The 24,087-nt window shown below is 55.2% G+C and carries 21 protein-coding genes; 6 read left to right on the top strand and 15 right to left on the bottom strand.

Going from position 1 to position 24,087, the window contains the following annotated elements; all coding sequences use genetic code 11:
* Positions 1-11: 11 nt before the first annotated feature.
* The 6 genes from hscB to trmJ all read right to left on the bottom strand — a co-directional run bounded on the left by hscB (position 12) and on the right by trmJ (position 4,144).
* Entirely contained in the window at positions 12-527 is a 516-nt protein-coding gene (hscB, locus tag ACOTX3_RS15990; RefSeq protein ID WP_045293494.1) for a co-chaperone HscB, read from the bottom strand.
* Between the two features lie 80 nt (positions 528-607).
* On the bottom strand, positions 608-931 hold the full coding sequence (iscA, locus tag ACOTX3_RS15985; protein WP_003860659.1) for an iron-sulfur cluster assembly protein IscA: 324 nt from the start codon (positions 929-931) through the stop codon (positions 608-610).
* A gap of 13 nt (positions 932-944) precedes the next feature.
* Positions 945-1,331: a Fe-S cluster assembly scaffold IscU gene (gene iscU, locus ACOTX3_RS15980; RefSeq protein ID WP_003860661.1), complete on the bottom strand. Its 387-nt coding sequence runs from the start codon at positions 1,329-1,331 to the stop codon at positions 945-947.
* A gap of 24 nt (positions 1,332-1,355) precedes the next feature.
* Positions 1,356-2,570, bottom strand: a complete 1,215-nt coding sequence (iscS, locus tag ACOTX3_RS15975) for a cysteine desulfurase (protein ID WP_003860663.1) — start codon at positions 2,568-2,570, stop codon at positions 1,356-1,358.
* A gap of 117 nt (positions 2,571-2,687) precedes the next feature.
* Positions 2,688-3,179 carry a Fe-S cluster assembly transcriptional regulator IscR gene (iscR, locus tag ACOTX3_RS15970; RefSeq protein ID WP_013098294.1) on the bottom strand — a complete coding sequence of 164 codons (492 nt, stop codon included), beginning with the start codon at positions 3,177-3,179 and terminating at the stop codon, positions 2,688-2,690.
* Between the two features lie 239 nt (positions 3,180-3,418).
* Entirely contained in the window at positions 3,419-4,144 is a 726-nt protein-coding gene (gene trmJ / locus ACOTX3_RS15965; protein WP_013098295.1) for a tRNA (cytosine(32)/uridine(32)-2'-O)-methyltransferase TrmJ, read from the bottom strand.
* A 131-nt stretch (positions 4,145-4,275) separates the two neighbouring features.
* Here trmJ and suhB point away from each other — a divergent pair, with 131 nt between their 5' ends.
* The 3 genes from suhB (at position 4,276) to ACOTX3_RS15950 (ending at position 7,952) form a co-directional block, all read left to right on the top strand.
* A complete protein-coding gene (gene suhB / locus ACOTX3_RS15960; RefSeq protein ID WP_013098296.1) occupies positions 4,276-5,079 on the top strand; it encodes an inositol-1-monophosphatase in 804 nt (267 codons plus the stop codon).
* Between the two features lie 207 nt (positions 5,080-5,286).
* Positions 5,287-7,272, top strand: coding sequence for a type VI secretion system tube protein TssD (gene tssD / locus ACOTX3_RS15955; RefSeq protein WP_250116813.1), 1,986 nt, complete (start codon positions 5,287-5,289; stop codon positions 7,270-7,272).
* Complete coding sequence (locus ACOTX3_RS15950) at positions 7,269-7,952, top strand: DUF2931 family protein (RefSeq protein WP_058678274.1); 684 nt, start codon at positions 7,269-7,271, stop codon at positions 7,950-7,952. The genes tssD and ACOTX3_RS15950 overlap by 4 nt, the downstream gene beginning before the upstream one ends.
* Before the next feature lie 47 nt (positions 7,953-7,999).
* Here the strand turns inward: ACOTX3_RS15950 and ACOTX3_RS15945 are convergent, their stop codons facing one another.
* Together ACOTX3_RS15945 and ACOTX3_RS15940 are read right to left on the bottom strand one after the other, a co-directional pair.
* On the bottom strand, positions 8,000-8,980 hold the full coding sequence (locus ACOTX3_RS15945) for a nickel/cobalt transporter (RefSeq protein ID WP_048972594.1): 981 nt from the start codon (positions 8,978-8,980) through the stop codon (positions 8,000-8,002).
* Positions 8,971-9,609: a DUF1007 family protein gene (locus ACOTX3_RS15940; RefSeq protein WP_127869096.1), complete on the bottom strand. Its 639-nt coding sequence runs from the start codon at positions 9,607-9,609 to the stop codon at positions 8,971-8,973. The genes ACOTX3_RS15945 and ACOTX3_RS15940 overlap by 10 nt, the downstream gene beginning before the upstream one ends.
* A gap of 125 nt (positions 9,610-9,734) precedes the next feature.
* Between ACOTX3_RS15940 and csiE the strand changes: the two genes are divergently transcribed.
* On the top strand, positions 9,735-11,012 hold the full coding sequence (gene csiE, locus ACOTX3_RS15935; RefSeq protein WP_045293500.1) for a stationary phase inducible protein CsiE: 1,278 nt from the start codon (positions 9,735-9,737) through the stop codon (positions 11,010-11,012).
* Here the strand turns inward: csiE and ACOTX3_RS15930 are convergent, their stop codons facing one another.
* Positions 11,013-12,152 (bottom strand): 3-phenylpropionate MFS transporter, encoded by a 1,140-nt coding sequence (locus ACOTX3_RS15930; protein ID WP_058678275.1) that lies wholly within the window; start codon positions 12,150-12,152, stop codon positions 11,013-11,015.
* A gap of 172 nt (positions 12,153-12,324) precedes the next feature.
* On the opposite strand from ACOTX3_RS15930, the gene ACOTX3_RS15925 reads away from it, so the two are divergent.
* Positions 12,325-12,747, top strand: a complete 423-nt coding sequence (locus tag ACOTX3_RS15925; RefSeq protein ID WP_013098301.1) for a DoxX family protein — start codon at positions 12,325-12,327, stop codon at positions 12,745-12,747.
* Between the two features lie 54 nt (positions 12,748-12,801).
* On the opposite strand, the gene glyA is transcribed toward ACOTX3_RS15925, so the two are convergent.
* A complete protein-coding gene (gene glyA / locus ACOTX3_RS15920) occupies positions 12,802-14,055 on the bottom strand; it encodes a serine hydroxymethyltransferase (protein WP_013098302.1) in 1,254 nt (417 codons plus the stop codon).
* A gap of 303 nt (positions 14,056-14,358) precedes the next feature.
* Between glyA and hmpA the strand changes: the two genes are divergently transcribed.
* Positions 14,359-15,549, top strand: coding sequence for an NO-inducible flavohemoprotein (hmpA, locus tag ACOTX3_RS15915; protein WP_058678276.1), 1,191 nt, complete (start codon positions 14,359-14,361; stop codon positions 15,547-15,549).
* A gap of 82 nt (positions 15,550-15,631) precedes the next feature.
* Here the strand turns inward: hmpA and glnB are convergent, their stop codons facing one another.
* The 5 genes from glnB to purL all read right to left on the bottom strand — a co-directional run bounded on the left by glnB (position 15,632) and on the right by purL (position 23,958).
* A complete protein-coding gene (glnB, locus tag ACOTX3_RS15910; RefSeq protein ID WP_003860685.1) occupies positions 15,632-15,970 on the bottom strand; it encodes a nitrogen regulatory protein P-II in 339 nt (112 codons plus the stop codon).
* Positions 15,971-16,050: 80 nt separating this feature from the next.
* Positions 16,051-17,388, bottom strand: coding sequence for a two-component system response regulator GlrR (gene glrR, locus ACOTX3_RS15905; RefSeq protein ID WP_013098304.1), 1,338 nt, complete (start codon positions 17,386-17,388; stop codon positions 16,051-16,053).
* Positions 17,375-18,112 (bottom strand): two-component system QseEF-associated lipoprotein QseG, encoded by a 738-nt coding sequence (gene qseG, locus ACOTX3_RS15900; protein ID WP_013098305.1) that lies wholly within the window; start codon positions 18,110-18,112, stop codon positions 17,375-17,377. Before qseG ends, glrR begins: the two co-directional genes overlap by 14 nt.
* A 1-nt stretch (position 18,113) precedes the next feature.
* The gene (gene qseE / locus ACOTX3_RS15895) at positions 18,114-19,541 is read right to left on the bottom strand and encodes a two component system sensor histidine kinase QseE/GlrK (protein ID WP_029882227.1); all 1,428 of its coding nucleotides are present in this window, start codon (positions 19,539-19,541) and stop codon (positions 18,114-18,116) included.
* Between the two features lie 529 nt (positions 19,542-20,070).
* On the bottom strand, positions 20,071-23,958 hold the full coding sequence (purL, locus tag ACOTX3_RS15890; RefSeq protein WP_421631624.1) for a phosphoribosylformylglycinamidine synthase: 3,888 nt from the start codon (positions 23,956-23,958) through the stop codon (positions 20,071-20,073).
* Positions 23,959-24,087 lie beyond the last annotated feature (129 nt).

Here is a 24,087-nt window from a genome sequence, read left to right as displayed (position 1 = left end):
TGCTTCCGAAATTAAAAATCGAGCAGCTTTTCTTCGAGTTGTTCAGCACTGCTTCGCAGTTTATCGAGAAAACGGAGTTTGCGCACAGTGTCTGCCGCCACGTCCCAGGTCTCATTGTTCAGTTGCGCCACCATCTGCTGATGGCGGGTATCAAACATGCCCTTCACGCGCGTGATGAACCTTTCCAGACGCGCTTCGTCTTTGGCCTGTTCAATCTCATCCAGCTCTTCGCGAAGCGTAAGCTGTTCCATCAGAAACGCCGTGTCGCGTACGGTGTGTTGTTCGCTCGCCAGATCAAAGCCGTGGAGCGAAAGCAGATATTCAGCACGCGCCAGCGGATGGCGCAGCGTCTGCCAGGCCTGGTTGATGGTCGCGGATTGCGACACCGCAGCCAGTTGTTCAGCCTGAGTACCGCTGGCGAATTTGTCCGGATGATACTGACGCTGCAGGTCCTGAAAACGGATCGTCAGCGCCTGGAGATCAATCGGGTATTGAGCGGGTAAACCGAAGAGAGTGAAGTAATCCATAACAATCTCAGGGGTAGCCTGTTAGAACAAACCCCACGCGTAGCAAATAAAGCCACGGTGGGGTTTCGGATGACGCGCGATTAAACGTGGAAGCTTTCGCCGCAACCACACTCGTCTTTGACGTTCGGGTTCGTGAATTTGAACCCTTCGTTCAGGCCTTCTTTTACAAAGTCCAGCTGAGTGCCGTTGAGGAATTGCAGGCTTTTGCCATCGACCACCACCTTCACGCCCTTGTCTTCAAACACAGTGTCATCGGACGCTGGTTCGTCAACAAACTCCAGTACGTAAGCCATACCAGAACAGCCGGAGGTACGTACGCCCAGTCGCAGGCCAAAGCCTTTACCACGGTTCGCCAGAAAAGAGCTTACTCGCGCGGCAGCGCTGTCGCTAAGGGTAATCGACATACTCAAACCTCAATTATTTTGCTTCACGTTTGCTTTTGTAATCCGCAATGGCGGCTTTGATCGCGTCTTCTGCCAGGATAGAACAGTGAATTTTCACCGGTGGCAGTTCGAGTTCTTCAGCAATATCCGTGTTCTTGATTGCCTGTGCTTCGTCCAGAGACTTGCCCTTCACCCACTCGGTGACCAGGGAGCTGGACGCGATAGCAGAACCGCAGCCGTAGGTCTTGAAGCGCGCGTCTTCAATGATACCTTCATTGTTGACTTTAATCTGCAACTTCATCACGTCGCCACAGGCTGGCGCGCCAACCATACCGCTACCTACGCTCTCGTCGCTGTTGTCAAAAGAGCCAACGTTGCGCGGGTTCTCGTAATGATCGATGACTTTTTCGCTGTATGCCATGATTGAATTCTCCTTATGTACCGATTAGTGATGTGACCATTCAATGCTGTTCAGATCCACGCCCTGCTTGAACATTTCCCACAGTGGAGAAAGGTCACGCAGACGGCCGATGGAGTTGCGAACCAGCTTGATGGTGTAGTCAATCTCTTCTTCGGTAGTGAAACGACCTAAAGAGAAACGGATAGAGCTGTGTGCCAGCTCGTCAGTCATACCCAACGCGCGCAGCACGTAGGATGGCTCCAGGCTTGCAGACGTACAGGCAGAACCGGAAGAGACCGCCAGGTCTTTCAGCGCCATGATCAGCGATTCGCCTTCAACATAGTTGAAGCTCACGTTGAGGATGTTGGGTGCGCCCTGCTCGAGATCGCCGTTCAGATACACTTCTTCCATATCTTTCACGCCGTCCCACAGACGGTTACGGAGCGTGCGCAGGCGCGCCATCTCGGTTTCCATCTCTTCTTTCGCAATACGGTAAGCTTCGCCCATGCCCACGATCTGGTGAACAGGCAGCGTACCGGAACGCATGCCGCGCTCGTGTCCACCACCGTGCATCTGCGCTTCAATGCGGATACGTGGCTTACGACGAACGTACAGCGCGCCAATGCCTTTCGGGCCATAGATTTTGTGGCCGGAGAAGGACATCAGGTCGACTTTCAGCTGGCTCAGGTCGATAGGCAGTTTGCCCACGCTCTGGGTCGCATCAACGTGATAGATGATGCCGCGCGCACGGCACATTTCGCCGATGGTCGCAATATCCTGCACCACGCCGATTTCGTTGTTTACATGCATGATGGAAACCAGGATGGTGTCATCACGCATCGCCGCTTCGAGCTCTTTCAGGTCAATAATACCGTTGCTCTGTGGCGCCAGGTAAGTGACTTCAAAGCCTTCACGCTCGAGCTGACGGCAGGTGTCCAGCACAGCTTTATGTTCGGTTTTGCTGGTGATGATGTGCTTGCCTTTTTTCTGATAAAAGTTGGCTGCACCTTTGATCGCCAGGTTGTCGGATTCGGTCGCACCGGAGGTGAACACAATCTCACGCGGGTCGGCACCCACCAGGTCAGCAATCTGATTACGGGCGATATCCACCGCCTCTTCAGCATGCCAGCCAAAACGGTGTGAACGGGAAGCTGGGTTACCAAAGTTTCCGTCCAGGGTCAGACACTGCATCATTTTCTCGGCAACACGCGGGTCCACCGGCGTGGTTGCGGAGTAGTCGAGATAAATCGGTAATTTCATTGCTCTATAAACTCCGTACATCGCTTCAATGCAAGGAATCAGGCAACCGGCTGGATGTACGACCGAGTACACGGGGCAGCTTCGCCCCGGCCTGATTCTGAAATACTTATCTTTTTATTACGCGCGTAATTTAACGTCGATAGCGTCCTGCGCGCGGGTGCTGCGTTGAGATTCCTGGCTGTGCTGACGGCCCGATACATCCAGAACTTCCTGGTTATTCACCAGTTCACCAAGGGTGATGTTGTTCAGGAAGCCGGTCAGGCGGTCGCTCAGATCGCGCCACAGCGCGTGGGTCAGGCACTTATCGCCGCCCTGGCAGCCACCTTTCCCCTGGCAACGGGTCGCGTCAACGGATTCGTCAACCGCACTAATGACTTCGCCAACCGCAATACTGCCCGCGTCTTTACCCAGCAGATAACCGCCGCCTGGGCCACGAACGCTGGAAACCAGTCCATTTTTACGCAGTCTGGAGAACAGCTGTTCCAGATAAGAGAGGGAGATCCCTTGTCGTTCAGAAATATCAGCCAACGGAACCGGGCCCGCTTCGGAGTTGAGCGCAACGTCCAGCATCGCGGTTACGGCATAACGCCCTTTAGATGTCAGTCTCATGTCTTACTTAACCTCAAACTCGCCCCTGCCCGGGGTTTTTTATAGTAAAATGGGGTATTGCATAGCAGGGCCAAGTCTGACATTCCTGACTAAATTGGTCAACTATTTACTTGACTGTTTTAGTCAGGTATTTAACCTTCCGTGCTCTCATTGTTTTTGTCGGGTGGCGCTACGCTTACCCGACCTACAAAACCGTAGGCCTGTGCAAGCGCAGCGCCGCCAGGCAACAACGCGCACCGTTATTCTTTATTCTTCTGCTCAATCGACGCCAGAATTCCACGCAGGATGTTCAGCTCCTGGCTTTCCGGACGCGCACGGGTGAACAGACGACGCAGCTTATTCATCACCTGCCCCGGATGGCCTTCGCGGATAAAACCGGTAGAGAGCAGCGTCTGCTCCAGGTGACCATAGAAGCGCTCCAGATCGTCCACCAGCGGATAGGCGGTCTCTTCTTTCGGTTCTGCCACTTTCTCCTGGGTCGCCAGCCAGGCCATCCGCACTTCGTAGGCAATGACCTGTACCGCCATCGCCAGGTTCAGCGAGCTGTATTCCGGGTTCGCCGCAATCGCGACGTGGTAATGGCACTTCTGCAGTTCGTCATTGGTCAGGCCGACGCGCTCACGCCCAAACACCAGCGCCACAGGCGCCTGTTCCGCTTCTGAGACACTTTTCAGGCCGCATTCGCGCGGGTCCAGCATTGGCCACGGCAGCGTACGGGAACGCGCGCTGGTACCGACGACCAGGCTGCAACCCGCCAGCGCTTCGTCCAGGGTATCAACAATTTGCGCGTTGCCAATCACGTCGCTGGCACCGGCGGCCAGTGCGATGGCCTGAGAGTCCGGTTTCACCAGCGGATTAACCAGCCATAGATTCGTTAAGCCCATGGTTTTCATAGCGCGGGCAACGGAGCCCATATTGCCGGTATGCGATGTTTCGACCAGCACGATTCGAATGTTTTGCAGCATAGTTTTGGATGTCTGAATTCAGTGTCTAAAGAATATTCGGGCATATTATCATAAACGAGAGACATATTCCGATCCCGCTGCTATACTCTGCGCCGATTTTCCTGTTCTTTAACATCCAGTGAGAGAGACCGATGCATCCGATGCTGACCATCGCCGTGCGCGCAGCGCGCAAGGCGGGTAATGTAATTGCCAAACACTACGAAACGCCAGACTCCGTAGAAACCAGCCAGAAAGGCAGCAATGATTTCGTGACTAACGTCGATAAAGCCGCAGAAGCGATTATTATCGAAACGATCCGCAAATCTTACCCACAGCACACCATCATCACCGAAGAAAGCGGTGAACATGAAGGTACCGATCAGGATGTTCAATGGGTTATCGATCCACTGGATGGCACCACCAACTTCGTTAAACGCCTGCCACACTTCTCTGTGTCTATCGCAGTACGCATTAAAGGCCGTACTGAAGTTGCCGTTGTTTATGATCCAATGCGTAACGAACTGTTCACCGCTACCCGCGGTCAGGGCGCGCAGTTGAACGGTTACCGTCTGCGCTGCAGCAATGCACGCGATCTGGACGGCACCATTCTGGCGACCGGTTTCCCGTTCAAGGCGAAACAGCACGCAACCACCTACATGAATATCCTCGGCAAACTGTTCACCGAATGCGCGGACTTCCGTCGCACCGGCTCAGCCGCGTTGGATCTGGCCTACGTGGCGACCGGCCGCGTTGACGGTTACTTCGAACTGGCGCTGAAGCCGTGGGACTTTGCTGCGGGCGAGCTGATCGCGCGTGAAGCAGGCGCACTGGTATGCGATTTCACCGGCGGCCATAACTATATGTCTACCGGCAACATCGTTGCAGGTAACCCACGCGTTGTTAAAGCCATGCTGGCAAACATGCGTGATGAACTGAGCGATGCGCTGAAGCGTTAATCCCGGTAACTGCGCTCAGCGGTTATTTCCCCAATGCTGTTTGTACATAAATCCCCGATATTGATCATCGGGGATTTTTTATTAGCCGTTCCTTTTACGCCTAAATAATCATCAGTATTTACTCTGTAATTTGATTTATAGCAGATTGCCTTTTCAATTTTTTCATTACGATACTTTCTGACTAAACGCCCCACTCAGGAAAAATAAATGAGCAACCTTATTTATTTAACGCTTGAGGGCGATATTCAGGGACGGATTTCTGCTGGCTGTGGTTCTCTGACTTCAGTCGGCAACCGCTACCAGCTGGGGCATGAAGATGAAATCTTTGTTTTCAGCCTGATGCAGGAAGCGAGCGGTACCGGTGGTCGGCTTCACCATCGCGGACTGCAATTCTGTAAGCTCCTGGATAAAAGCTCTCCGTTATTCAGTAACGCCATCAATAATAATGAACGTCTTAAGCTTACCTTTGATATTTACCGCACTAATCGATACGGTCATATGGAAAAGTATTATCTTATCGAATTACGTGGTGCATCAATACGGTCCATTCAGCTTCATTCAAAGATGAATGATATGGACTATGAATATATTTCGATTAACTATGATTATATTCTGAGTCGCCATCTTATCACCGGTACCGAATTTGATTATCTGCTGACGCCGGAAAATTACAGCCGTCTTTTTCCGGTGGTGCAGAAGACTCTCCTCCCCGAAGAGCAGCCTGAACGGAGAGTAACGCTGGTGCTGGGGATATTTTTCGATGGCACCGGCAATAATGCGGTGAACACCCGGAACATGCTTGAGGCTCTGACGGCACAGCACTTTGATATTAACAGCCCGGATGCGGCAACCATTCTCGCCAGAAATGCATCGGAGAAGATGGGGATTAGTGGGGTCGGGGCGGGCAGCTATCTGGGGTGTTACACGAATATTCACTGGTTGAATGAACTGTATGAAATAACTTTTCCCCCAGAGAGTAGTTACATTCAAAATACTGTTTATGTCGAAGGCATTGGAACTCGAGCTGGAGAACCCGATAATCCGATAGGGCTTGGATTGGGTACGGCAGAGACTGGGATTATCGCCAAAACTGATGATGCGGTAGCGCAGCTGGCGACAGCCATAGATGCAGCGCTTGGTTTACTGAAAGGGAAGTTTGTCGTCGATACCCTGCTGTTTGATATTTTCGGCTTCAGCCGTGGTGCGGCGGCGGCTCGTCACTTCGCCAACCGCGTCCAGTCAGAAGACCGTACCATTATCAAGGCAATTCAGACTGGGATGGACGAATATATATACCGTGGAGCTCCCGCAGGTAAAACCCGCTTCCTTGGCATTATGGACACCGTGGCAGCCGTCGGTACGGTAATGAATGGCCTAAATCCACACAGTGCGAATACCGGTAGCGTCGACATACGCCTGCGTCCCGGCGTGGCGGAAAAAGTATTCCACATCACAGCCCAGCACGAATGCCGCTATAACTTTGCCCTCAACAGCGTCGCCCCTGCCTGGCCGGAGCTCACGCTTCCCGGCGCTCATTCTGATATCGGCGGCGGCTATCTGCCCCAGTTGCGGGAAGACCTCTTTCTCACCCGCCCGCTGGTGGAAACCCTGCCTCACAAGCAGCCCGGTCCGCAATCGCATGTTTACAAGCAGACGATGGCGCAGCTACGCGTGCTTGAGCATTCACCGGCCATCATGCCCGTCATTCGAACCAATGCCATCACTCCGGACGTCTGGGAAGATGATTTCGCCCCGCCAGATCGCTACAGCCAGCCGCAAAAACGGACCTTTTCCGCCCTGACGCTGCGTCATCGCACGGTCTTTTTTGACTGGTCAAAGGTGGTGCTACGGGTCATGGTTGATGCAGCGATTGAGGCCGGGGCGTTATTTGCTGACGTAGACAATATCAAAACACACGCCTTACCAGATGAACTGAAGCCGTTGAGCGAACGCGCCCGGCAGATGGGTAAAGCGGCCCGTCAGCACCGATGTGTAACCGGTTTTACGCCTGAAGACGTGGACGTGATTGCCAGAAGATACATCCACTGCTCAGCTCACTGGAACGCCGTGGAGCTTAAACAGTCCGGTGAATTACAGGGTGGAGCCTCTGCGTCCGAAACCATCGGTTTTGTTAACAGGCCGGACGAGAACTGGATCAGAACGATTTACAACATGGATGGAAACAAACGATGAAAAAACGCAACGTGCTGGCGCTTGCCCTGCTGCTTACGGCTGCAGGCTGCAGCCCACAAAAATTTCATCCTTTACAGTCAAAACAGGCCGCCAGAGGGGACTGGACGCTTCCCTATGACAAGTGGTTTTTTTTATTTATAACCCCCAGAGAATTACCGTCTATGGTAAATCACGCCAGAGTCATCGACACGGATGGTTATCTGTATACGTTCAATACTCTTGATCCGACGTCCAGGGATCCTGGCTCTGTTGATAGATGGCCTGAGAATGCACATGGCTTTGGCGGTCAATTTAACAAAGCCAAAGCCCCCCCGCAGTATATTGTCTTCTGCTGGGAATCCTATATTGACCAGCAAACTTACGAAACCAGTGCCGTGTTCGGACCGGAAACCTGGCTGCGAATGAAAACACCCGCCGAACATACCCGCCCATCTGGCGCTCCAGTCTGGTACAACAGAATGGTGTTTGGCCTCTCCCCCGGAGGCAAAGTCAAAATCTGGTTTTCAGATTTCGCCGGACGCCCCAGCCTGCCCGTCAAACCCTTGAAGATGTGGACCCGCTCCGGCAACGCTCTAACCCTGTGCAAAGACTACATCGTTCCCGGCGGTACGTTTAACGTCATCCAGTCAACGCAGGATTTCATCAAAGGTAAAACCTACCCCTATGGTAACTGGGATTAACAATAAGCGACAGCACCCGTGGTTGAGGAGGATCAGACCGTACGTCGCTAAAACGGCCGCAATCCCCTTCCCACCGGCACCGCACTCATCCACATCGTCACCGCCGCTACCAGCAGAATCACCCCGCCCGCCAGCGCGAGCGTCGTCCAGCCAACCTGTCGCCACAGCACCGGCGTCTTATTGCCGCTGAGTTTTACCGCCAGTTGACGGAAGCTGTGAACCAGTAATGCCAGTGACGAAATGGTCAGGGACGTTCCTGCCGCCATAGCCAGCGCAGAGAGCATGCCCCAGCCGAATACGCCAATCACTTTGCTGAACAGCAGCACCATGATCGCGCCTGAACATGGTCGCATCCCCATTGAAAGAACAATCATCACCCGCGCACGCCAGTCGTCGCCGCTCTGCAACTGCGCCTGCGTAGGCAGATGCTGATGTCCGCAGCCGCAGTGGGCATCATGGACATGATGTGGCGTAAAGGATTTGAAGGTTGGCTTTTGCAGCAGTACGCGCAGTTTTTTCAGCGCCCGCCAGCAGAGGATCCCCCCCAGCACGCCCACCAGCGCATAACTTCCCTTCTCCAGCCAGAAACTGCTCAGGTGCAGCTGACGAGCGGGAAGCTGTAACAGCGAGAGGACGACCACTACCAGCCCGATAGCGACGCCGCCCTGCAGCAGCGAAGAGGCCAGCGTCAGACCGATGCTCGATTTCAGCTTCGAGGGATGCGTGGCAAGCCAGGTAGCGATCACAATCTTGCCATGCCCCGGCCCCAGCGCATGCAGCACCCCGTAGACAAAACTGAATGCCAGCAGGGAACCACCTGCTTTTGTCGGGTTATCCGCCACCGCCTTGAGTAACCCGCTCATCTGCTGGTTAACGTCACGCTGCCAGAGAATGCTTTTCATCATAACCTGCGGCCAGGCCTGCCATAACCACAGCGCGCCGCACACGGCCAGCAATAAAAAGAGCGCCAGCGGCCAGAGATGAAGCCAGCGACGTGGTTTGCGGGCGGAAGAGGCGATCACTGACATTGTAACGTCACCTGCTGTGCAAACTGTTTACCCAGTTCCATATCTTCAGGAGGGGCATCCTCTTTATCCAGAGAGACGGCGAAGTTGAGCGTCTCTTCGCTGGGTTTTGGCGTATGAACAGCGAGTTTGCAGGATTTTTGCAGGGTAGTCGGTAGCGTCACGTCACTCTCCTTCGCATAGCTCATATCGACGTAATAGGTGGGGTCGAAGGTGGAAAAGGTATACGTCTGTCCTGCCAGCGGCTGAGGATGCGCCAGCGGGAGAACAAACGTCAGCACCGCCTGATGACCGTCGCGCGACATGCCGTACTCCGTCGGGCGATTCATAAACTTCACCTTTTGTCCGTTATGCCAGAACTCGGTGAAGTAGTGCTGTCCCAGCACGTTGGCCATGACCTCCGCCGCCAGCTTTTTCCAGATCTCATCGCCTGGCTTTGCATTTCCCGCGTCATACAGGAGATCGGCCGAGGTGATTTCATCCATCGTCCAGCGCATTTTCAGGCCACTCAAGTGGGTTCCGTCAGTCACCAGCTCGGTTTTGAGACTGATAAAACTGTGAGGATGCGCGCCGGCGGTGAAAGTGATAACCGCCAAAAATAACGCCATCGCGCTGTGTTTAACTGTTTGCATCAATTCCTCACGTCAAAAATTCTGTGATGTTCGCCAGCAATCCTGAGTGAAAGGGCTGCCGGTACGCTTTTCAGCGTCGATCCTTTAGCTATTCTTACCAGACATTCACACTGGATACCCAACAGATGATGACAACGCTTGAAATTCCATCTGTGCTTTCCAGTTCGCAGCGCCGCTGCCAGGTGCTTTTGATGCTTTACCTGCCCGATGCTGCCGTCACCGCACAGAGCATAATCGCAACCAACGGCGTGGACGACGCCATGGCACGGCAAGATATAGCCGAGACGCGCGATGAAATCCAGCGCTATCACCGGCTGGACATTGTCACGCACCATGACGGCAGCTACCGGATTGAAGGCACGGTCCTGAATCAGCGTTTATGTCTGCTGCACTGGCTGCGCAGGGCGCTCCGCCTGTGCCCACATTTTGTTTCGCAACAGTTTACCCCGGCGCTTAAAACCGCGCTTAAACAGCAGGGCATCGCGCGTCCGCTTTATGACGATACGAATCTGCGGGCGTTGATCAGCTTCTGTTCCCGAAAGCTACAGCGCCCCTTTGACTGCCGTGACGTGCAGTTTTTACAGCTCTTCTTGCAGTATTGTCTGATCCAGCATCACCTGGGCAATACGCCGCAGTTTTCCCCCGTTCAGCGCAACTGGACACAGTCGCGAGGGGAATACTTTACGGCGCAGGAAATTGTGCGTCACTGGAAACGCCGCGTGCCGCAGGGAACCCACAGCGACGAACAACTGTTCCTCGCGCTGCTGTTTATGATGCTGCGCACGCCCGATCCGGTGCTCGATAAACATCAGCAGGATCAGCGTCTGCGCCGGGCCATCGTGCGGATGATTGCCCGTTTTCGCGCCCAGACAGGAATGAACTTCAGCGATGAACAAGGGCTGACCGATCAGCTCTACGTTCATCTGGCACAGGCGCTGGACCGGTCGCTGTTTGAGATCGGCATCGACAACAGCCTGCCAGAAGAGATCCATCGCCTTTACCCCCGTCTGTTACGCACCACCAAGGAGGCGTTGTTTGAGCTGGAAGCGGAGTTTGGCCTGCGTTTTTCTGATGAAGAGATGAGTCTGGTGGCGGTGATTTTTGGCGCCTGGCTGATGCAGGAGACCGATCTGCACGAAAAACAGGTGGTGTTATTAACCGGAGAGGACAAATCCTGTGAAGAGGTGATTGAACAACAGCTGCGCGAACTAACGCTGCTGCCGCTCAATATTCGTTATCTGACGCTGCAGGCTTTTCAGAAAGAGGGGGCTCCGCGCGAAGCGGCGCTGGTCATTACCCCTTACCCCACCGCCCTGCCCCTGTTCTCACCGCCGCTGATCCACGCTGTGGAATCGCTGAACGCACAGCAGCAAGAACATATTCGCGCCATGCTGGAATCGTAGTCAGGCGCGCGCGGCCACTTTCGGGCGAATAAACATCGCCGGTAGCGCGACCAGTGCCATTACCCAGAACACGCCGTGTCCCAGATGTTGATACAGGAAGCCCGCAAAGACCGTCATCACGGCAATGCTGCCGCCCATCGCCACCGCAGAATAGACCGCCTGCAAGCGAATCACATCCCCGCCTTCACGCGCGGCGATATAGCGCATGGCCGCCAGATGGCAGACGGTAAAGGTGCCGCAGTGCAGAATTTGCGCCACGATCAGCCAGGGCAGTTCGGTCGTCCAGCCCATAATGCCCCACCGCGCCACGCCACACACGGCGGAGAGCAGCAGCAGGTCGCGCGCGCCGAAGCGGCGGAACAGTTTCTTGCTGAGCGCAAAGATAATCACTTCGGCCACCACGCCAAGCGACCACAGGTAGCCCACGGCAGAGGCAGAGTAACCGGCGCCCTGCCAGTAAATGGCGCTGAAGCCGTAATACGCCGCGTGCGCCCCCTGAAGCAGGCAGACGCAGGCCAGAAAACGCCAGCTTTGCTCCACCAGGCTTCGCCAGGCGGGCCAGCCTGCGCTTTCCTGATGGCGACTTTCGCCTTGCGGCATGACTGACGGTCGCAGCAGCATGCCCAGCAACATCGAGGCGATACCGATGCTTAGCAGGGCCAGAATGGCGTGGTAATCGTAAAGGCTGACCAGTTTCCCCACCAGCGCAGAGCCAATCACAAACGCAATGGAGCCCCACAGGCGCACGCGACCGTAGTCCATGGTGATCTGCTTTTGCCAGGTGTTTGCCAGGGCATCCGTCAGGGGAACCAGCGGGGAGAAGAACAGGTTAAAGCCGACCATCACCACCATCAGCCAGGCAAACTGATGGCTGACCCAGAAGCAGGCCACAAAGACCAGCGTTAACAAGGCAAGAATACGCACCGCTTTGATGAGTAAGGAGGGATCGCTGACGCGCGGTGCAATCAGCAGGCTGCCAAGGAAACGCGCCACCAGCCCCGCCCCCAGCAGGACACCGATGGTTTCCGGAGTAAGGCCAATTCCCTTGAGCCAGACGCTCCAGAAAGGCAGAAAAATACCGTAACTAAAGAAATAGGTGAAATAGCTGAGCGCCAGCCAGCGCGTGGAATGCAAGACCATGAATCCCTCCCGAAATGGAGGCCATAGTCTGGCGAGAATATAAAAATTAAGCAAGTAGATAGCCTGCTATAAATTAACGAAAAATTAACATTCAGTGCAGTCGTCTGGCTTATGGCAGGGAACGAAAATGTGTATTACGTTTAAATTACTCCACTTGCAGAGGTTTTCTGCCATGAACTCACTTCGCTATTTCGATTTCGGTCAGTCACGCCACCTGTTGTTGTTGATTGCCCGTATCGCGCTTGTCGTACTCTTTATTATCTTCGGCTATCCAAAACTGACGGGGTTTAACGGCACCGTACAATATATGACGTCGCTTGGCGCGCCAATGCCCATGCTGGCGGCCATTATCGCCGTGGTGATGGAAGTTCCTGCCGCCATCCTGATCGTGCTGGGCTTTTTCACCCGACCTCTCGCCGTACTGTTTGTGTTCTACACGCTGGGCACGGCAGTTATTGGTCACCATTACTGGGACATGACCGGGGATGCGGTTGTGCCGAATATGATTAATTTCTACAAGAACGTCAGTATTGCTGGCGCATTTATCCTGCTGGCCATTGTGGGACCGGGAGCAATATCCCTCGACCGACGCTAAGACATAAAAAAAGGCCGCGAACGCGGCCTTTTTTAGTTCTGCTAAGCAGAAGAATTATGCGTATACCGGGAAGCGTGCGCAGATATCCAGAACTTTCGCTTTTACGCGCTCAATAACCGCTTCGTCATTGATATTGTCCAGAACGTCACACATCCAGCCAGCCAGCTCTTTCACTTCCGCTTCTTTGAAACCGCGGCGAGTAACAGCCGGAGAACCGATACGGATACCGGAGGTCACGAACGGACTCTTCGGATCGTTTGGTACGCTGTTTTTGTTCACGGTGATGTTGGCGCGGCCCAGAGCGGCGTCAGCTTCTTTACCGGTCAGGTTCTTATCAACCAGATCCAGCAGGAACAGGTGGTTTTCAGTACCGCCGGACACCACTTTGTAACCACGGTTCAGGAACACTTCCACCATCGCTTTGGCGTTTTTGGCAACCTGCTGCTGGTAGACTTTGAACTCTGGCTCCATCGCTTCTTTCAGCGCGACGGCTTTTGCCGCGATCACGTGCATCAGCGGGCCGCCCTGTGCGCTTGGGAACACAGCGGAGTTCAGTTTTTTGTACAGCTCTTCATCGCCGCCTTTCGCCAGGATCAGGCCACCGCGTGGACCCGCCAGGGTTTTGTGCGTGGTGGTGGTCACAACGTGAGCATGAGGTACCGGGTTCGGGTAAACGCCCGCGGCGATAAGACCGGCAACGTGCGCCATATCCACGAACAGGTAAGCACCGATGCTGTCTGCGATTTCACGCATTTTTGCCCAGTCAACGATACCGGAGTAAGCAGAGAAACCACCGATGATCATCTTCGGCTTGTGCTCTTTAGCCTGCTTCGCCATGTCTTCGTAGTCAATTTTGCCTGACTCATCAATACCGTAAGGGATGATGTTGTACAGTTTGCCAGAGAAGTTTACCGGGGAGCCGTGAGTCAGGTGACCGCCCTGCGCCAGGTTCATACCCAGAACGGTATCGCCCGGCTGCAGCAGCGCGGTGTAGACCGCGAAGTTTGCCTGAGAGCCGGAGTGCGGCTGGACGTTAGCGTAGTCAGCGCCAAAGAGTTCTTTCGCACGGTCAATCGCCAGTTGCTCAACGATATCAACGTACTCGCAACCGCCGTAGTAGCGCTTGCCCGGGTAACCTTCAGCATATTTGTTGGTCAGCTGAGAACCCTGCGCCTGCATGACGCGCGGGCTGGTGTAGTTCTCGGAGGCGATCAGTTCGATGTGCTCTTCCTGACGTACTTTTTCCTGCTCCATAGCCTGCCACAGTTCGGCATCATAATCGGCAATGTTCATTTCACGCTTTAACATCCGCATCTCCTGACTCAGCTAACAAGTAAAATTTGGCCTGAAAAGGCAGTCCTGTTGGACGACGGGCAACAGTATAACTGAATAGTTCTGTGATAACAGGTCTTGACAAACGAATTTACGCAAACGTTTTCCTTTACGCCACACAAGGGTTTGAGGAATAAAGCCCTCGTCATTTTCAACGGATTTCTTTTCAGGTTTGTGATGCATATATTTCATCTTGCAAAGAACCATTTACATCGCAGGGTTATTTTTATAAGATGCATTTAAAATACATCATTAAGTTCACATCAGAAGGACGCGCTCATGCTCGACGCTCAAACCATCGCTACCGTTAAAGCCACCATTCCCCTGCTGGTGGAGACAGGCCCTAAGCTCACCGCTCATTTCTACGACCGCATGTTCGCGCACAACCCGGAGTTGAAAGAGATTTTCAACATGAGTAACCAGCGTAACGGCGATCAGCGGGAAGCGCTTTTCAATGCCATCGCGGCCTACGCCAGCAACATAGAAAATCTGCCAGCCCTGCTGCCTGCGGTGGAGAAAATCGCGCAGAAGCATACCAGTTTCCAGATCAAACCCGAGCAGTACAACATTGTGGGCGGTCACCTGCTGGCGACGCTGGACGAGATGTTCAGCCCGGGCCAGGAGGTACTGGACGCCTGGGGCAAAGCTTACGGCGTGCTGGCAAACGTCTTTATCAACCGAGAAGCGCAGATCTACAGCGAAAACGCCAGCAAGAACGGTGGCTGGGAAGGGACCCGTGCCTTCCGCATTGTTGAGAAAACGCCGCGTAGCGCGCTGATTACCAGTTTTGAGTTCGAGCCGGTGGATGGTCAACCCGTTGCCGATTATCAGCCGGGGCAGTATCTCGGCGTCTGGCTGAAGCCTGAAGGTTTCCCGCATCAGGAGATCCGCCAGTACTCCCTCACCCGTAAGCCAAACGGCAAAGGCTACCGTATTGCTGTGAAACGCGAGGACGGCGGTCAGGTTTCCAGCTGGCTGCATAACGAAGCCAGCGTGGGCGACGTGGTTCATCTGGCTGCGCCGGCGGGCGATTTCTTTATGGCCGTTGAGGTAAATACCCCGGTGACGCTGATCTCTGCGGGTGTGGGTCAAACGCCAATGCTGGCGATGCTGGACACGCTGGCGAAATCCAGCCACAGCGCGCAGGTTAACTGGTTCCACGCCGCTGAAAACGGGGATGTGCACGCCTTTGCTGATGAGGTGAAAACGCTGGGTGCTACCCTGCCGCGTTTCACCGCGCACACCTGGTATCGTCTGCCAACGGATGCCGATCGTACAGCGGCCCGCTTTGACAGCGAAGGGTTGATGGATTTACGCCAGCATGAAGGCGCGTTCAGCGCGCCGGAGATGCAATTCTACGTCTGCGGTCCGGTGGCGTTTATGCAGTATGCCGCGAAACAGCTGGTTGAACTGGGCGTCAATAAAGACAACATCCATTACGAATGTTTTGGACCGCATAAAGTGCTGTAATACAAAAGCCCCTCGTTCGAGGGGCTTTTTTTTTACCAGATGGCGGTTGCGCCTGACCCGGTCTGCAAAACTGCTGGCAATGTTAAATCGCGGCGTCGTCTTCTTCGCCGGTACGGATACGGATGACACGCGCCACGTCAAAGACGAAGATTTTACCGTCGCCAATTTTACCCGTTTGCGCCGTACGGATAATGGTATCCACACAGGTATCGACAATATCGTCGCTTACCACGATTTCAATTTTCACTTTCGGCAGAAAGTCCACCATGTACTCTGCACCACGGTAAAGCTCGGTGTGGCCCTTCTGACGACCAAAACCTTTCACCTCGGTCACGGTCATACCGGTGATGCCCACTTCCGCCAGCGCTTCACGTACATCATCCAGTTTGAAAGGTTTAATAATCGCATCAATCTTTTTCATGGTGGGTCCTTAAACTCTTGCCTGTAAGCTGCGTCGTAATCGATTGCTCACAGTATCATATTCATTCGAAGTTTGCGGTACTACTCTTTAAAATCGTTGGCTTCCAGTTCATGGCGTGACAGCAGCTTATAGAACTCGGTGCGGTTGCGTCCGGCCATGCGTGCCGCGTGGGTCACGTTACCTTTGGTGATCTGCAACAGCTTACGCAGATAGTTTAGCTCGAACTGGTTACGCGCTTCGGCAAACGTCGGCAGTGCCGTGTTCTCGCCTTCCAGCGCCTGCTCCACCAGCGCGTCACTGATGACAGGTGACGACGTCAGCGCCACGCACTGCTCTATCACGTTGACCAGCTGACGCACGTTTCCCGGCCAGCTTGCGGCCATCAGCCGCTTCATCGCATCGGTGGAAAACGCCCGCACAAACGGTTTGTGGCGATCCGCAGACTGGCGCAGCAGGTGATTCGCCAGCAAAGGGATATCTTCCGCACGTTCGGCCAGCGCCGGAATTTTCAGGTTCACGACGTTCAGGCGGTAGTAAAGATCTTCACGAAACTCATTGCGCGCCATTACCTTTGGTAAATCACGGTGCGTGGCGGAGATGATGCGCACGTTAATGTCGATATCGCGGTTGCTGCCCAACGGGCGCACTTTTCGCTCCTGCAGCACGCGCAGTAATTTGACCTGCAGCGGCGCAGGCATGTCGCCAATCTCGTCCAGGAAAAGCGTACCGCCTTCCGCCGCCTGGAATAGGCCTTCCCGGCTGCTGACTGCACCGGTGAACGCACCGCGGGCGTGGCCGAACAGTTCAGATTCGAGCAGTTGTTCAGGCAGTGCGCCGCAGTTAATGGCAATAAAGGCGTTTTTGCTGCGCGGGCTGGCATTATGGATGGCCTGTGCCAGGATCTCTTTCCCGGTGCCACTCTGCCCGTTAATCAGGACGCTGACGTCAGACTGCGCCACCATCCTGGCCTGTTCCAGCAGACGCAGCATGATGGGGCTACGCGTGACAATCGGCTCCCGCCACGCCTCATCGCTCGACGGGGCAGCATGTTCCAGCGCACTGTCGATGGCCTTATACAGCGCGTCTTTGTCCACCGGCTTGGTCAGGAAGCTGAATACCCCCTGCTGTGTCGCCGCGACGGCATCCGGGATCGAGCCATGCGCCGTCAGGATAATCACCGGCATGCCCGGCTGCTGCTTCTGGATCTCTGCGAACAGCTGCAGGCCATCCATTTCATCCATCCGCAGGTCGCTTATCACCAGGTCAATTTTCTCCCGGGCGAGAATTTTCAGCCCCTCCAGCCCGCTTTCAGCCGTCACGACGCTGTAGCCTTCACTGACCAGACGCATTCCCAACAGCTTGAGCAAACCGGGATCGTCATCCACCAGCAGGAGATGGGCAGGTTTACGGCTCGTCATGCTTCACATCCTCTTGTTTCGGTGTATCGCTGTCCGGTGCAGCAGATGAACTCCCAGGCTGATATTTACGCGACGAGAGCTGTCTTTCGATATCGGTCAGGTTCTCCAGCTTACGGGTCGTGGTATCCAGTTGCGTACGCAAATGTTGTTGCTGTTGACGCAGGGTATCCAGCTCGCTGTCGGTTGACTGTTGCAGCTTGCTGTAACGGGAGCGCTCTTCAGACAGCTGAAGTTGTAATGTCTGCCCATCGCGCCAGAGCTGGTAAATCGGGCGTACCTGAGCGGGAAGCGTTGCGACAAAGGTGTCGAGCCGCGTGACGTTCGTGCGTCGTTCGACAGGGGTAATTTTGGCATCTCCAAGCAATATTCCGCGCTTGAAGGCGTCCTGCCAGGTATCGTCGTCCAGCATCGCCGCTTTTGAGCGGGCTTCAACCGGAGCCAGACGCTGCGCGCAGTCTATTCCGCGTAGCCAGAACAGAGGATTGGTTTCGACGTCATGCCCCGACAGGTTCCAGATGTCGTCGCAGCGGGTTGAGAGAAAATCTGCCAGCTGATTCTCTGGCCATTTATCTTCCTGTTTATCGCTAATGGCACTTTTTGGCACATGGGAAACACACCCCGCCAGCAATAAACAAGGCAGACTCAGGCGCAACGTTTTACGGGAAAACACCGCGCGTATGGCGCGGAAAAAGACGTGTGACATACTCACCAGACATAGCTTCATTTTATTGGTTTTTCCGGCTCAGGGGCAGTTCGATACGGAAGCAAACATCGGAACGTTCATCCGTGACAATGTTTAGCTCCCCCTGCATGCGTCGTATACAGTCCCGGGCGATACTTAACCCCAGACCGCTTCCTTTAACCGCACCTTTTCGCTGATGACTTCCCTGGAAGAAGGGTTCAAATATCATCTCTCTTTCGTCATCGGGGATCGGGGTGCCGGTGTTGGCGACATCAATAAAGACCCGTGAACCATTCGTATAGCTTCGGATATAAATGTTACCGGATTCAGTACCATAGTGCACCGCATTGGAATAAAGATTATCCAGAACGCTCATCAATAACATCGGTTCAGCCAGGCAGGTTGGCTCATTCAGCGTCACCCCGGTATGCATCATTTTAGCTCTTGCAGGCAAGCTGTGGGCAGAGATCACCATATCCACCAGCGGCTCAATCTCGACATTTTCGAGGACGACCGCCCCATCCGCCAGCTTGCGGTTGTAATCGAGCAGTTGCTCAATTAATTTCTGCAGATTGCGGCTACTGGCGTCGAGGATCTCAACAATCTCTTTCTGCTCCACCGTCAGCGGCCCCGCCACTTCGTCTGCCAGCAATTCCGTGCCTTCGCGCATGCTGGCCAGCGGCGTTTTGAGCTCGTGGGAAATATGACGTAAAAACTGATGACGCTGGGATTCCAGCCACGACAGGCGCTCCGAAAGCCAGATAATCCGCTGCCCCACGGAACGCAACTCGCGCGGGCCTTTAAAGGCCACCGTATCGCCCAGTGATTTCCCCTCCCCCAGACGATTGATCATCCGCTGGATGCCCTTCACCGGGCCGATGATCATTCGGGTAAAAAGTAACACCAGCGCGAGGCTGACCAGGAACAGCACCAGCGCCTGCCAGCCAAAGAACTGACCGCGTTCGGCAATCTCCTGCTGCAGTTGCTGACCGCGAGAGAAAATCACCGCACGGGTAGACTGCACCATCTCAGCATTGGCATTGGCAAAGGCTTCAAGGCGAGCGGCTGCGGCGGCATCAGGGCCACTGTTCTTACACTGCAACTGGGCCAGATCGTTCAAATCCTGACGTAATGCCTGGTAGAGCTTATCGTCCGGCAACACGCCGGCATGCGCATCCAGCATCTCGCTATAGCGTTTACGCTGATTCTGGTAGACCTTTTCCAGCGTGCGATCGTCAAGCACGCAATACTGACGATAGCTACGCTCCATCTCCAGCGCGGCGTTGGTCATCGCCTCACTGCGTCTGGCGTCAATGAGCGTCGTGCGGTTAGTCAGTGCCGCCTGAGCACTGAGCGCGTTCAGGCTTTGCCACGCCTGCCAGGCCAGGATCAGTAAAGGCAGCAGGATCAGCAAAAAGGCCATCATTACGAGTTGACGCAGGGAACGGGGGAAAACGGGCCAGCGTTTCAACGCATTACTCTCTTTGAATGGGTTTGAGGAGAGCGTAACTGAGTCTGCCCTTCAGATACAACAAAGCCGGGTAAAAACCCGGCTTTGTCATGGAATGAGGCGGTGCCTAACTCGACGTTTCGCCCTGTCCTGATAAAGCAACGCTATGATCAGTAGTTGGACGGCAGGCACCTTTTTGTGCGTCATTCGAAGTTTATGTAGCACGTCCCGAAGGGGCTGACATAAGAAGGTGAATGAGCCACTGATTAATATTATGCAATAGATGTGCCAGAATGCAAATAAATATATTATCGCATTGATATTTATATAATTTATGGGTTTCCACCGTTAATTGCTCGCTGAATGATTTCCAGGCTAAGTGTCGCTAATCAGCAACACCTTAACGGGAACCGCCCCTGCCATATATAAATCAATGAGTTAAATGTCTCCTTTTGGAGACAGTGGCATGACGGGTCTGTCGCGAAATTGCGACACACATAAAAAAGCCCGGTAGCGCTTTCGCGTACCGGGCTTTAAAGGGCAATATCGATTAACCCAACTGTTTACGTGCGTTGCGGAAGATACGCATCCACGGGCTGTCCTCACCCCAGTTTTCCGGGTGCCAGGAGTTGCTCACGGTGCGGAACACGCGCTCAGGGTGTGGCATCATGATGGTCGCACGGCCACTTTCGCTGGTGACCGCCGTGATCCCGTTCACCGAGCCGTTCGGGTTAGCCGGATAGGTTTCCGTCACCTTGCCGAAGTTATCGACAAAGCGCAGCGCCACCAGTCCTTCGCTCTCAAGCTGAGCCAGATGGGCAGCATCACGCACTTCTACCTGACCTTCACCGTGAGAAACGGCGATTGGCATCTGCGACCCTACCATTCCCTGCAGCAGCAGAGACGGGCTCTGAGTCACTTCTACCAGGCTGAAACGTGCTTCAAAGCGGTCGGACTGGTTACGCACAAAGCGTGGCCACGCTTCACTGCCCGGGATCAGCTCGCGCAGGTTAGACATCATCTGGCAGCCGTTACACACGCCAAGCGCCAGGGTTTGCGGACGATGGAAGAAGCTTTCGAACTCATCGCGCACGCGGTTGTTGAAGAGAATGGACTTCGCCCAGCCTTCACCGGCACCCAGCACGTCACCGTAGGAGAAACCGCCGCACGCCACCAGCGCATGGAAATCTTCCAGACCGGTGCGACCTGCCAGCAGGTCACTCATATGAACGTCGATGGCATCAAAGCCCGCACGGTGGAAGGCCGCAGCCATCTCAACGTGGGAGTTGACGCCCTGCTCACGCAGCACGGCGACTTTCGGACGCGCGCCGGTCGCAATGTACGGTGCAGCGATGTCTTCGTTGATGTCGAAGGAGAGCTTCACGTTCAGGCCAGGATCGTTGTCGTTGGCCTTGGCGTTGTGTTCCTGATCGGCACAGTCCGGGTTATCACGCAGGTGCTGCATCTGCCAGGTGGTTTCGGCCCACCACATACGCAGCGTGGTGCGGCTTTCGCTGAACACCGCATGGCCATCCGCTTCAATGACGAAACGGTCACCCTGAACGGCTTTACCCAGGTAGTGTACGCAGTCTGCCAGGCCGTGCTGAGCCAGCAGGGCTTCAACCGCGTCACGATCGGCCGCGCGCACCTGAATCACCGCGCCGAGTTCTTCGTTAAACAGTACCGCCAGACGATCTTCGCCAAGCGTCGCGATGTTCGCTTCAACACCGCAATGTCCGGTGAAGGCCATCTCCGCCAGGGTCACCAGCAGGCCGCCGTCGGAACGGTCGTGGTAGGCCAGCAGTTTACGCTGCGCCACCAGCGCCTGAATGGCATCGTAGAAACCTTTTAACTGTGCCACATCACGCACGTCCGCCGGTTTATCACCCAGCTGACGGTAAACCTGTGCCAGCGCGGTGGCACCCAGCGCGTTGTGACCTTTACCCAGGTCAATCAGCAGCAGGGCGTTGTCTTCGGTCGAGAGCTGTGGGGTCACGGTATGGCGCACGTCTTCCACACGGGCAAACGCGGAGATGATCAGCGACAGCGGCGAAGTCATTTCGCGCTGCTCGTTGCCTTCCTGCCAGCGGGTTTTCATCGACATGGAGTCTTTACCCACTGGAATGGTCAGGCCGAGCGCAGGACAGAGCTCTTCACCCACCGCTTTCACAGCTTCATACAGGCCCGCGTCTTCGCCCGGGTGACCGGCAGCGGCCATCCAGTTCGCGGACAATTTGATACGTTTGATATCGCCAATCTGGGTCGCGGCGATGTTGGTCAGTGCTTCACCGACGGCCAGACGAGCAGAGGCCGCGAAGTCCAGCAGCGCTACCGGTGTACGTTCGCCCAGCGCCATCGCTTCACCGTAGTAGCTGTCGAGGCTCGCGGTGGTCACGGCGCAGTTCGCCACCGGGATCTGCCATGGCCCCACCATCTGATCGCGCGAGACCATACCGGTCACGGTACGGTCGCCGATGGTGACCAGGAAGGTTTTCTCCGCCACCGCAGGCAGGTGCAATACGCGATTCACCGCGTCTGCTACGGTAATGCCCTGACGATCCAGCGCGTTGCCCGCCGCTTTGCGAGTCTGCACGTCGCGGGTCATCTTCGGCGTTTTGCCGAGCAGCACGTCCAGCGGCAGATCGATTGGCTGGTTGTCGAAATGGGTATCGCTCAGGGTCAGGTGTTTCTCTTCGGTCGCTTCACCGATTACCGCGTACGGCGCGCGCTCGCGGCGGCACAGCTCGTCAAACAGCGGCAGTTGATCGGCTGCGACGGCCAGCACATAACGCTCCTGAGATTCGTTACACCAGATCTCCAGCGGGCTCATGCCCGGCTCATCGCTCAGAATGTCGCGCAGGTTGAAACGACCACCGCGACCACCGTCACTCACCAGCTCCGGCATGGCGTTGGACAGGCCGCCCGCGCCAACGTCGTGGATAAAGAGGATTGGGTTTGCATCACCCAGCTGCCAGCAGCGGTCGATCACTTCCTGGCAACGACGCTCCATTTCCGGGTTGTCACGCTGAACGGAGGCAAAGTCGAGATCGGCGTCAGACTGACCGGATGTCATTGAAGAGGCCGCACCGCCGCCCAGGCCGATGTTCATCGCCGGTCCACCGAGGACGATCAGCTTCGCACCGACGACGATCTCACCTTTCTGCACGTGATCGGCGCGAATGTTGCCGATCCCACCCGCCAGCATGATCGGTTTGTGGTAGCCGCGCAGCTCTTCGCCGTTGTGGCTGTCCACTTTCTCTTCATAGGTACGGAAGTAACCGTTCAGCGCCGGACGACCAAATTCGTTGTTGAATGCCGCGCCGCCCAGTGGACCTTCGGTCATGATGTCCAGCGCGGTCACGATACGCTCTGGCTTGCCGAAATCTTCTTCCCACGGCTGTTCAAAGCCCGGGATACGCAGGTTAGAAACAGAGAAACCGACCAGGCCCGCTTTTGGTTTCGCACCACGGCCCGTCGCCCCTTCGTCACGGATTTCACCGCCGGAACCGGTCGCCGCACCCGGCCACGGAGAGATCGCCGTCGGGTGGTTGTGAGTTTCCACCTTCATCAGGATATGCGCCGGCTCCTGATGGAAGTCATAGCGCCCCGCTTCGCGATCGGCGAAGAAGCGGCCCACCTCGGAACCTTCCATCACCGCGGCGTTGTCTTTATAAGCAGACAGCACGTGGTCAGGGGTTTTCTCCATGGTGTTTTTGATCATTTTGAACAGCGACTTCGGCTGCTGTTCGCCGTCAATAATCCAGTCGGCGTTGAAAATCTTGTGGCGGCAGTGCTCAGAGTTAGCCTGCGCGAACATATAGAGTTCGATGTCGTTTGGATTGCGGTTCAGCTTAACGAACGCATCCTGCAGGTAGTCAATCTCATCTTCTGCCAGTGCCAGGCCGAGACGCAGGTTAGCGTCAATCAGCGCCTGACGGCCCTGCCCCAGCAAATCCACGCTCTGTACTGGCGCAGGCTGATGGTGGGAGAAAAGTTTCTGCGCATCATCCAGAGAAGCAAATACGCTCTCCATCATGCGGTCATGCAGCTCTGCGGCCACCGCCTGCCACTGGGCGTCGCTCAGGGTGGAGGCTTCAACGTAATACGCCACGCCGCGTTCCAGACGGTTAATCTGGTTCAGACCACAGTTGTGAGCGATGTCGGTCGCTTTGGAAGACCAGGGGGAGATGGTGCCTGGACGAGGCGTCGCAAGGATCAGTTTACCGGTTGGGGTATGGCTGCTCAGACTTGGGCCATACTTGAGCAGGCGTTCCAGCTGTACGCGCTCCTCTGCATTCAGGGGGGCATTCAGGTCAGCAAAATGGACATACTCAGCGTAAATATTGCTTACCGGAAGGTCGGCTGCCTGAAAACGTGCCAGCAGTTTGTTAATACGGAAGGCAGACAGTGCAGGCGAACCACGCAGAATTTCCATCATAAGTCTCTCGTCTTCGAAGCGCCGGGGCGCTTACAGTGTGCGCAAGGGGGGAAAACGGGCGTCATTATAGAGAATCCTGAGCGTCGACGAAACCGTTTGCGTCGAAATAAAATCGACGGCGTCGTTTAA

Origin of the sequence: Enterobacter cloacae complex sp. IR5384 (assembly GCF_049237265.1) — a bacterium.
GTDB lineage: Bacteria > Pseudomonadota > Gammaproteobacteria > Enterobacterales > Enterobacteriaceae > Enterobacter > Enterobacter cloacae.
This window is presented reverse-complemented; position numbering and strand designations above follow the sequence as displayed.